Origin of the sequence: Microcoleus sp. Pol14D4, assembly GCF_036701245.1 — a bacterium.
GTDB lineage: Bacteria > Cyanobacteriota > Cyanobacteriia > Cyanobacteriales > Microcoleaceae > Microcoleus.
In genome coordinates, this window is sequence record NZ_JAUBQM010000030.1 from 1 (window position 1) to 9,103 (window position 9,103).

Annotated in this window: 6 protein-coding genes; 4 read left to right on the plus strand and 2 right to left on the minus strand. The window is 47.1% G+C overall.

Annotated elements, in window-relative coordinates:
• Positions 1-365: 365 nt before the first annotated feature.
• The gene (gene psbA, locus QUA33_RS13170; RefSeq protein ID WP_333148960.1) at positions 366-1,448 is read right to left on the minus strand and encodes a photosystem II q(b) protein; all 1,083 of its coding nucleotides are present in this window, start codon (positions 1,446-1,448) and stop codon (positions 366-368) included.
• A 196-nt stretch (positions 1,449-1,644) separates the two neighbouring features.
• On the minus strand, positions 1,645-3,390 hold the full coding sequence (locus tag QUA33_RS13175) for an alpha/beta hydrolase (RefSeq protein WP_333148991.1): 1,746 nt from the start codon (positions 3,388-3,390) through the stop codon (positions 1,645-1,647).
• A gap of 474 nt (positions 3,391-3,864) precedes the next feature.
• Here QUA33_RS13175 and QUA33_RS13180 point away from each other — a divergent pair, with 474 nt between their 5' ends.
• The 4 genes from QUA33_RS13180 to QUA33_RS13195 all read left to right on the plus strand — a co-directional run bounded on the left by QUA33_RS13180 (position 3,865) and on the right by QUA33_RS13195 (position 9,056).
• Positions 3,865-4,842, plus strand: coding sequence for an Npun_R2479 family HD domain-containing metalloprotein (locus tag QUA33_RS13180; RefSeq protein WP_333100453.1), 978 nt, complete (start codon positions 3,865-3,867; stop codon positions 4,840-4,842).
• 134 nt (positions 4,843-4,976) lie between these two features.
• Positions 4,977-6,041: a vWA domain-containing protein gene (locus QUA33_RS13185; RefSeq protein ID WP_333148961.1), complete on the plus strand. Its 1,065-nt coding sequence runs from the start codon at positions 4,977-4,979 to the stop codon at positions 6,039-6,041.
• 114 nt (positions 6,042-6,155) lie between these two features.
• Complete coding sequence (gene ligA / locus QUA33_RS13190) at positions 6,156-8,303, plus strand: NAD-dependent DNA ligase LigA (RefSeq protein WP_333148962.1); 2,148 nt, start codon at positions 6,156-6,158, stop codon at positions 8,301-8,303.
• A 336-nt stretch (positions 8,304-8,639) separates the two neighbouring features.
• A complete protein-coding gene (locus QUA33_RS13195; RefSeq protein WP_333100448.1) occupies positions 8,640-9,056 on the plus strand; it encodes a hypothetical protein in 417 nt (138 codons plus the stop codon).
• Positions 9,057-9,103 lie beyond the last annotated feature (47 nt).

Here is a 9,103-nt window from a genome sequence, read left to right on the forward strand (position 1 = left end):
TTGGGTCATTACTCAAAACAATTTGAAGGAATATAGCTTCAGCTTATCACCCTTCTCTCAAGAATGAAATAGCCCTGAAGTTGACCTATTTCTCGATTTAGAAAATTATGAATGTATTGTGATGTTTAAAGAAACTTGAATTTATCATGAGTGAGTCTCCAAGCAGAAGCCGACCTCAATCCAGCCTAACAGGAATTACCAGAAACGAGGGAACTGTTATCTCCGCGAATTGCCATCTCCAATAAGCTCGATATAACTCCCTTGGGGGCTGCGATACTTCGCCTCCCCGCAGTAAAAATCTTTTTTCCCCAAACAAAAAGCGCCCCTATTACTAGGAGCGCTTTTTGTTAATCGATAGCTAAAACTTAGCCATTGATAGAAGGAGCAACCATTGCGACTGGAGTGACTTCACTAGCAGCCAAGTCGAGCGGGAAGTTGTGAGCGTTGCGCTCGTGCATGACTTCCATACCCAAGTTAGCGCGGTTGATCACATCAGCCCAAGTATTGATCACACGACCTTGAGAGTCGATAATCGATTGGTTGAAGTTGAAACCGTTCAAGTTGAAAGCCATCGTGGAGATACCCAAAGCGGTAAACCAGATGCCGACTACTGGCCATGCACCTAACAAGAAGTGCAAGGAACGGCTGTTGTTGAAGGAAGCGTATTGGAAAATCAAACGACCGAAGTAGCCGTGGGCTGCCACGATGTTGTAGGTTTCTTCTTCTTGACCGAATTTGTAACCGTAGTTTTGCGATTCGGTTTCGGTTGTTTCGCGAACCAAGGAAGAGGTAACTAGAGAACCGTGCATGGCGGAGAACAAAGAACCACCGAAGACACCAGCAACTCCCAACATGTGGAACGGGTGCATCAGGATGTTGTGCTCTGCTTGGAACACGATCATGAAGTTGAAGGTGCCGGAGATACCCAAGGGCATACCGTCAGAGAAAGAACCTTGACCGATGGGGTAGATCAAGAATACTGCGGTTGCTGCTGCAACAGGTGCAGAGTAAGCGACGCAGATCCAAGGACGCATACCCAAGCGGTAGGACAGTTCCCATTCGCGACCCATGTAGCAGAAAACGCCAATGAGGAAGTGGAAGATTACCAATTGGTAAGGGCCGCCGTTGTACAACCACTCATCGAGGGAAGCTGCTTCCCAGATTGGGTAGAAGTGCAAGCCGATGGCGTTGGATGAGGGAACAACTGCACCTGTGATGATGTTGTTGCCGTACATTAAGGAACCTGCTACTGGTTCGCGGATGCCGTCGATGTCCACTGGTGGGGCTGCGATGAAGGCGATGATGTAGCAAATTGTGGCGCTCAGGAGGGTAGGAATCATCAAGACTCCGAACCAACCTACATAAATGCGGTTGTCGGTTGATGTTACCCACTCGCAAAAGCGTTCCCAGACGTTGGCGCTTTCGCGCTGCTGTAAGGTTGTTGTCATTTGTTTATGATTGCTGTATTTGGTTTTCAATGTTCGGATGATGTTTCTATTATTAACGGTGTTGTTAAGGTTTGTAAAGGGGTTTGACGACAGTTTAGCTGATGACTGCGATTAGGAAAGCTGATGTCAGGAGAGACAGGGCCGATCGCCCGATCGCGAAAAGATATGGCAGCGTGCTCTTCGGCGCACCTCAAGCCTAACGAACGGGAGCTATGGGAGGTGGAGAAGGTAGAGGAACAGGAGCGAGGACAGGTGGAGAGACTGGCCTGCGAGCAGGTGGAGAAATCCTGAACTGCTGGAGTTGTTGCGGGGTGAGCGATCGCAAAATTCTCAGTCCGAGAGTGTCTCTGGAGATGCTTAAAGCGTAGGATGGCTCCAAATACGGGCGGAAATTTGATTTGTTGTTCAAATAGCTTTCCATGAAAGCTAGGGTGAGTCCGCTGAGATAGCGGCGGGCTAAAGCTGGTTCGGGCCCGATGACCTCTGGTGGTGGCAGAAAGAGGCTTTGAGGGGAATCCTCGATCGTTGAGAAGTGAGTCCCGTTGTTCATCAGCACCAGATATTTGTTGGGCGATGTCAGCCATGTGAACGGTTGAATTTGTTCGAGCAAAGCGGGGGCGACGGTATCGGCGCTGCCTGCGATTAGCATGACTGGGATTTGGATCTTGCTGAGGTTTGTTTCTCCCAGAATGCTGCTGACGATCGGGTTAACGGCGATCGCAGCTTTGATGCGCGGGTCGCCGAAATTGTACTGGTTGCGCTCTAGGCCGCGGGCGCGGCACTGCAACAGTAGGGAGAGGTTCCAACTATCGTTTTCGACTCCGCAATCTTTGTCTAGCTGTGCAAAATTAATCCCCGCCCCGGCTAATGCTAAAGCCGTATAGCCCCCGAAAGACTGGCCGATGACACCCACCCGCTGCAAGTCGAGCTGCCCTTTATAGGCAGGATTGGTGGTAGAAAGTTGGGTTAAATAATCGAGCAAGTCTTTGATGTCGAGGGGGCGGTTGATAAATTCTGCTGGTTCTGCTACTTCATTCGCTCTGCCTGTTACTAAGTTTTGGATTTGTTGGGCGTTGCTGCCGGGGTGTTCGGGGACGGCGACCGCAAAGCCGTAGGAGGCTAGGTGTTTGGCTAAATACTCGAAGGAAAGGCGATCGGAACCTAAACCGTGGGAAATTACTACTACTGGAGCCGGTTGCGGGCTGCCCTGTGGCAGGTAAATGTCCATATCAAATGTGCGATCGCGATTTGGACTCGTCAAAGTTACCGATGATTTTTTCCAAGTATAGGGGCCCGGTAGCTGGGGCTGCAGCATTGCGGCAGGCGGTATGGCGGGTTCTAAAGCTGCTTGTGCTTCGGACAACTGGGCGACTCCGGCGATCGTCTGATTGGAACGGTTGATCAGCGATGTCAGCTCGTTGGCGATACCCAAGGCGCGGGCGATGTCAATCCTGATGCCATAGGTGGGGAATTTTCGCAGCACGTTGAGAATTGTCAGGCCTTCTGGATCTGAGGCTGCTAAAATCAGGGCGGCTCGGATGGCATAAAATCCGGGCTGCCGAGCTTTGGTTTGAATTACTCGGCCCAAGCGTCTCAGCAGCACTTCTCCTTGAGGCGTGTAAAGGAATTGGGCGATCGTCACCTGGCTGATTTCAGCTTTCGCTTGCAGGGCGCTGCGAATGTCAGCTAGCTGAGATTCTTTGATGTACTGAGCGAAGCCGTCCAAGTTCGAGTCTATTTTGCCTTGTTTAGCGAAGAGTGCCAGAGATTCGATGGGAACTGATTCTTCTAGCGGCCCGTAAGTTACGTAAATTCGCTCGGCACCCATTGCCGGTGCGGCAGTGCAAACAGCAGTGAATGCAAACAATCCTAGGTATTTTGGGGCGATCGACCGCCGAGCGCGAAGGGCAGCAGTGGAGAGGCTCGAAAACAGACAGTTCATAACTTTCACACCTAGGACTTCTAATAATTAGTCGGTGAAACGATGTAAATTGTTTCGCCACTTTTTAATGCCGAAAATCGCTCTGTTGGTTCGGATGCTTCTGAAATTAGGTTATCTTGGGAAGCATAGCCTTGAGAGCAATTTTCTGATTTGACAAGACTAGCTGAAATTTAAAATTCAACGCCGAGGGGTCAAACCTGTTGGAATGCCCATTGATTATTTTTTCAGCTATCGGGACTTAGACAAAAACTGAAGCCAAAATAGCTTCCAACCCAAATAGAGAAAAACTTTTAGCTCGAATGGGCATGAATCTAGTTATACCAAAGGTTTCAGGCATTTTTAGGCGATCGGCCTCTTTCTATTGCCAGCGAGGGGTTGGGGATCCTAAAGTGGCTCGAAAATGTTTAAGTCCCATTATTATGCAAGATATTTTCGATCGAGTTTGTAAGTACAGCCTGAGTGAGAGAATTTATGATGTTCAATGCAACTGCTATCCTGATTGACGCTTTTGTGCAAGAGCTGCAGGCCGGCTACCGTCGCACCTACGGCAAGTACAAGCCTGACTACCCTGAAATTATCGCCTGGGCAGGGACTATGGCTCTGGAAAATATCGCTAACTGCGATGCTCTGTACCACAATGTGGAACACACCATGCTCGTGGCTTTGGTGGGACAAGAAATTCTCCGGGGCAAGCATATTCGCGAAGGGGGAGTGTCGCCGGAAGATTGGCTGCACTACCTGATTTCGCTGCTGTGCCACGATATCGGCTACGTCAAAGGTGTTTGTCGCCAAGACCAAGAAGCTGTGGGACTCTACGCTACGGGTATTGACGGGGGTATGGTTTCGGTGCCGATCGGCGCAACTTCTGCCAGTTTAACTCCTTATCATGTCGATCGAGGAAAACTCGTAATTGACGAACGCTTCGGCGGCCACACATTAATTGATGCCGAACAAATCAAGCGCAATATTGAATTGACGCGCTTCCCAGTTCCTGCTAGCGAAACTCATCAAGACAGAAACAATTACTCTGGACTCGCTAGGGCCGCCGATTTGATCGGTCAGTTGAGCGATCCCAATTACCTGCGAAAAATAAGTGCCCTGTTCTACGAATTTGAGGAAGTCGGCACTAATAAAATCTTGGGATACAAGTCTCCGGGAGATTTGCGGCAAAATTACGCCAAGTTTTATTGGAATGGAGTTTTTCCTTACATTCCAGCAGCTTTGAACTACTTGGAATTGACCCAGGGAGGCAAACAGATTATTGCCAATCTCTATGCCAACGTATTTCAGGTTGAACACGCTGAACCGATCGCTTTCAACAAGACAAACGCTCATGAATTAATCACATCCCGCGCCGCCGGGAATTTGAACGGCGAAAAAGATAGTGATAACATTCAAGCTCCCTCCGGGGAAAACAAGAAATTTAGCGACTTTTTCGATTTGAATTTGTGATGAATTAACCAGCCTTATGCTGAAGCAAATCAAGCGAGCCAGAATTAGGAGTTTTTTTAATCTAGTTGCTGACTCGTCTTTTTATTAGCTATAATAGAGCTAATAAAGCGATGTGTGTTAAGGAGAGTTACGTCATGGCAAATAACAACATTGAAGTCGTTTTTAGCTTTGATACTACTGGAAGTATGTACCCTTGTTTGACGCAAGTTCGTCGGAAAATTAAAGAGACGGTAACGAGACTGCTAGATGAAATTCCTGGCATTCGCATTGGCATTATAGCTCACGGGGACTATTGCGATGCTGGCAGCACTTACGTAACTAAACACCTTGATTTGTCAGGCGATGTCGGCACAATTTGCAATTTTGTTCAAAATGTAGAGCCAACTGGCGGTGGCGATGCTCCAGAATGTTATGAATTAGTCTTGCACGAAGCTCAGTCACTTTCTTGGACTCCAACTAATTCCAAAACATTGGTACTAATTGGCGACGACATCCCGCACGCACCCGCTCAAACTCCTCAAAAACTTAACTGGCGTCAGGAAGTAGATAAGTTAACACAGATGGGAATTGCCGTTTACGGCATCCAAGCTCTCAACCGTCACCACGCCACTTTATTTTATAAAGAACTAGCCGAAAAATCAGGGGGTTTTCACCTCAATCTCGACCAATTTTCATACATTACAGATTTATTTTTAGCAGTTTGTTACCAACAGTCATCTAACGAACAACTACAAGCTTACGAACAAGAAGTTGTCAGTCAAGGTCGCATGAATCGCGGATTAAACAAGATGTTTGATACCATGCTCAAGCGGGAAGGCATGGCTGTTTACGAATCCGCAGAATTGCGAGCGGTAAAACCGGGGAGATTTCAGATTCTAGAAGTTGACAGCGAGATTTCAATTAAAGCTTTTGTTCTGGAGAATGGTTTGACTTTTAAAACTGGGCGCGGGTTTTATGAATTTACTAAAACAGAAACTATCCAAGGTAAGAAAGAAATTGTGCTAATGGAGCGTTCGACAGGGGATTTGTTTGAAGGAGAAGCAGCGCGAGAAATGTTGGGTTTGCCAATGGGCGAGACAGTCCGCATCAAACCGAGTAATCTAGAAAAGTATGCGGTTTTTGTGCAAAGTACCTCTGCGAATCGCAAGCTGATAGGGGGAACTCGTTTCCTTTATGAAGTTGAAGATTGGGATCGTTAATTAATCTTAAATGTCCAAATAACAACCGCAGATCGATGTAGATAAGGTTAAAATCTGTATTGTCTGAGTTTGTGTTATGGTCTGCGGTTAAAAAATATACACTTTCAAATTAATATGCAACCCGAAATAGAGCAGCAAATTCAACAGTTGAGGCAGCAGCTACAGGAAGCTAGCTATGCTTATTATGTTCTCGATGCGCCGATCGTGCCAGATGAAGTGTACGATCGACTTTACCGCCAGTTGCAAGAATTAGAATCAGATTATCCGGAATTAATTACTGCGGAAAGCCCGACTCAGCGGGTGGGAGAACAGCCTGCTACTCAATTTTTTAGCGTCAAACACAATATTCCTCTCTACAGTTTGGAAAATGCTTTTAATTTTGAAGAATTTGCTAAATGGCAGGAACGCTGGCAAAGAGCAGCACCTCCCGTAACCCCCGGTCAAGAGGGAAATTCACCCCCCCTAACCCCCCCTTATCAAAGGGGGGGACAAGAGGGAATAACATCTTCAATTAGCAATCAGGAAAACAGGGAAACTACTCCCCCCCTTAGCAAGGGGGGGTTGGGGGGGGTTTCCTATGTTTGCGAGTTAAAAATTGACGGTTCTGCTTTAGCGTTAACCTATGAAAATGGAGTTTTAGTTCGCGGTGCGACGCGGGGAGACGGCATTGCGGGAGAGGAAATTACTCAAAATGTTAAGACTATTCGCTCGATTCCTTTAAAGCTCAATTTAGATAATCCGCCGCCTGTTGTGGAAGTGCGGGGAGAGGCTTTTTTGTCTTTAGCTGTGTTTGAGGAAATTAATCGGGAACGGGAAAAAGCGGGGGAACAATTGTTTGCTAATCCTCGCAATGCTGCGGCGGGTACGCTGCGGCAGTTGGATTCTAAAATTGTGGATAAGCGACGGTTGGATTTCTTTGCTTATACTCTGCATTTAGATCGGGGTAACGAGGGTAACACGCAGTGGGATTCGTTGGAATTGTTGCGAAGAATGGGGTTTAAGGTGAATCCCTATCGCAAAATTTGCTATTCTTTGGATGAGGTTCGCGAGTATTACGAATATTGGGATACTGAGCGGCGGAATTTGCCTTACATGACGGATGGGGTTGTTGTTAAGATTAATTCGGTTGTGCTGCAAAAACAATTGGGTTTTACTCAGAGGTTTCCGCGTTGGGCGATCGCCCTGAAGTATCCCGCTGCCGAAGTGCCTACAATAGTAGAAGCTGTCACCGTACAAGTAGGGAGAACCGGGGCTCTGACCCCTGTAGCGGAACTCAAACCGGTGCAGTTGGCTGGAACGACGGTTTCGCGGGCTTCTCTCCACAACAGCGATCGACTTTCCGATCTGAACCTGCACATTGGCGATACTGTAATTGTCAGAAAAGCTGGGGAAATTATACCAGAAGTTGTGCGAGTTTTGCCGGAACTTCGCCCCCAAAATGCTCAACTTTTCCAAATGCCTAGTTGCTGTCCCGAATGCGAACAGCCTGTGGTTCGGGAAAAGGGGGAGGCCGTTACTCGCTGCATCAATACCTCTTGTCCGGCGATTTTGAGGGGTTCGCTGATTCATTTTTGCAGCCGGGATGCTCTGGATATTAACGGTGTTGGGGAAAAGTTGGTGCAGCAGATGGTTGATAGCAATCTGGTGCATTCTGCGGCGGATTTGTACGATTTGACTGCGGAAAGATTGATGAGTTTGGAACGCATGGGTAAGAAGTTAGCAGAAAAGTTGGTAAGTGCGATCGCCCAATCGAAAAATCAACCTTATTCGCGCGTACTTTACGGCTTGGGCATCCGCCACGTCGGCACAGTCAACGCTCAATTGCTGACAGAAAGGTTTGCAAATGTGGAAGAGTTAGCAGCGGTATCGGCGGCCTCGATTGAGGGGGTTTACGGCATCGGCCCGGAAATTGCTCAAGCTGTTTATCAGTGGTTTCGAGTTCCGGCAAATCAAAGTTTAATTGCACGGTTGAAAACTGCGGGCTTGCAATTGCAGTCAGAAGTAAAAAATCAAAATTTAGCTAGCACAAATTTACAATTTGCAGGCAAAACTTTTGTACTGACTGGAACTTTGCCCACTTTGAAACGAGATGAAGCTAAAGATTTGATTCAAAAAGCAGGAGGTAAAGTCACAAGTTCTGTGAGTGCTAAAACAGACTATGTGGTTGTGGGAGAAGATGCGGGTTCTAAGTTAGAAAAAGCTCAATCTTTGGGAATCGAACTACTTTCGGAAGCTGAGTTATTGGAACTTCTTGCAGGTTGAAATGATTGGTGAAAGTCAATATATCTCTCTTTGCTCTTTCTCTGCGCCCTCTGCGGCCTCTGCGGTTCGCAAAAAAACCTGATTCACTTGGGTCGTTTTCAAAGAAAATCCCCAACAATTCTATTACCCTCGGTGTAAAATAGCCGATCGCGAATTGGGCAATACCTCAAAAGGCATAGAAATCGCGGTCGCACTTGCTGAATATACATACTTCCCCGGCGGTGCTGTCCGAATCGGTTGTCGGTACAGGCTAGTTTTGCTAAAATTTGATAAAGTTTGCAATAGCGATGGCAATTGCCAGCTTAGCCAAATCCCAGCAATCATAGGAGATACATTATGTCTGAAATTCCAGCAGAACAAACACAAACAAACTTGACAACTCCAGAAATAACTACCGAAAGCTCAATTTCTGGGGTGGAAAACGTGAAAAATAGTTTGGGAAATGTCCTAAATAGTTGGAAATTGAAAGTAGGATTAGGAGTTGCTGTACTGTTTGCAGTGTCGTTATTTGCATTCTACTGGCAGCATATGATTGCAGTCGTAGGTATGAAGAGTTGGTCGGCGCGATCGGGAGCTAACCCAATCGAATGTATGGTAAGAGATACTAATAACGACGAGTATGTCAGTTGCAGCGCCCTCCTCGACCAGCAGATTGTCCCTCTTGAGTGCAGTTCGAGTTTGTTCAATATCGGCTGTCGAGTCAATTACGGAACTGCAGCACCAAATCCGAGACAAAACAGCCCTAGATCTTAGATAGAGCATCTCCGGGTTTGTGATAATTTTTGACTTGCTCTGACTGA